The 1646-nt window shown below is 51.0% G+C and carries 3 pseudogenes; 1 reads left to right on the top strand and 2 read right to left on the bottom strand.

Annotation, left to right across the window (positions count from 1 at the left end):
- Positions 1-518: pseudogene (locus K0778_RS25910) on the bottom strand (IS30-like element IS30 family transposase); the annotation flags it as partial.
- A 64-nt stretch (positions 519-582) separates the two neighbouring features.
- On the opposite strand from K0778_RS25910, the pseudogene K0778_RS25905 reads away from it, so the two are divergent.
- Positions 583-1488, top strand: a pseudogene (locus tag K0778_RS25905) (IS3 family transposase); the annotation flags it as partial.
- A 10-nt stretch (positions 1489-1498) separates the two neighbouring features.
- Here the strand turns inward: K0778_RS25905 and K0778_RS25900 are convergent.
- Positions 1499-1646, bottom strand: a pseudogene (locus K0778_RS25900) (transposase); the annotation flags it as partial.

Here is a 1646-nt window from a genome sequence, read left to right as displayed (position 1 = left end):
AGCGTTTTATAAATTGTCTCAGGTGATATTCGCAGCGTTTTTTGACGTGGTTTTGTTCGCCTTAACCATCCTGATATTTGCTCTGGAGACCATTTCATCTCCAGCTTTTCCAGAACAAGCTTTCGCAATGGTAAATTTTGATCCAGTAAGCACGGTTTTGGCCTTTTCGCCATTCTGTTGGCTCGGTTATTAGCATCAACAGCTTTGTAATAGCGTCTGCCCCGATTACGCTGAACTTCACGTGAGATCGTCGAAGGACTGCGATTCAGCGCAGTAGCTATCGCACGAATGCTCATTTTGGCTGACAAACCAGCTCGTATCTCCTCGCGCTCAGACAGTGTCAGGTGAGCTACAGCCCGCTTACGCTCATGGGGTTTTATGCCGCCAGTATCCCTTAACATAGTGAAGATCGTTCCGGGTTTTGAACCCAGGATATTCGCTATTTCACTGAAGCCTGTTCCGTTCTTCCATAGTTCAAAAACAGAGGCTTTTTCCTCTGCTGTAAATGTTCGTCTCATTCAAAAAACCTCCGCAACCCCATGTTTTCACATAACTGTTGCGTTGACCAATTGAATCTACAACCGCGCTCTTAATGTCCGACTCGCTGAACGGTTCACGATAGCCGCCAGACTAAGTGACAGCCACACGGTTGTCAGCCTGTGTTCTGCTCTGGAAATACACCGCAGCAGTTACCGGTACTGGCGAAAACGACGCGATACGGTTAATCCGGCACGAGTCAGGTTGTGCAGCGAAATACGCCGGGCGTGGAACCAAAGTCGGGGCTCTGCGGGCGCGCGCACTCTGGCTGAAATGCTGACTCAAAACGGCGTCCCGATGAGCCGTTACCGTGCCGGACGTCTGATGAAATATCTGAACCTGAGCAGTTGTCAGCCCGGAAAACATCAGTATAAAAATGCCCGTCAGGAGCATACCAGCCTGCCGAATCTGCTTGAGCGTCAGTTCGCAGTACCGGAGCCAGACCGGGTATGGTGTGGAGATATTACGTATCTCTGGGCAGGAAATCGCTGGTGCTATCTGGCGGTTGTTATGGATCTTTTTGCCCGCAGGGTTATCGGCTGGAGTCTGTCAGCGCATGCCGATACCGCACTGATAAGCAGTGCCCTGCGGATGGCCTATGAGACGCGTGGCCAACCCCGGGATGTCGTGTTCCATAGCGACCAGGGAAGCCAGTATACAGGCCTTAAATATCAACAACTTCTCTGGCGTTGCAGAATAAATCAAAGCGTCAGTCGGCGGGGAAACTGCTGGGATAACAGCCCCATGGAACGCTTCTTCCGCAGTCTGAAAACAGAATGGGTGCCAACGAATGGTTACGCAGGCAAGGACGAGGCCCGGCAGCAAATTAATGATTACATATTGAACTACTACAACAGCGTCAGACCTCACCATTATAACGGTGGGCTGACGCCGGAAGAGTCAGAGAACAGATACCATTTTTACTGTAAAACCGTGGCCAATATTACTTGACCACTACATTATTGCCCGGCAACAGCACCGGGACAGGCATATCGTCAGCATGGAGTTTGCCGTCGGTCAGGACATAGTGCTGAAGGGCTTCATCCAGCGGTGCCAGCAGACGACAACACGCATCCACCCAGCCCGACAGTACAGAACGACTCAACACT

The sequence above is a fragment of the Escherichia sp. XD33 genome, from assembly GCF_019375075.1.
Lineage (GTDB): Bacteria > Pseudomonadota > Gammaproteobacteria > Enterobacterales > Enterobacteriaceae > Enterobacter > Enterobacter flexneri_A.
This window is presented reverse-complemented; position numbering and strand designations above follow the sequence as displayed.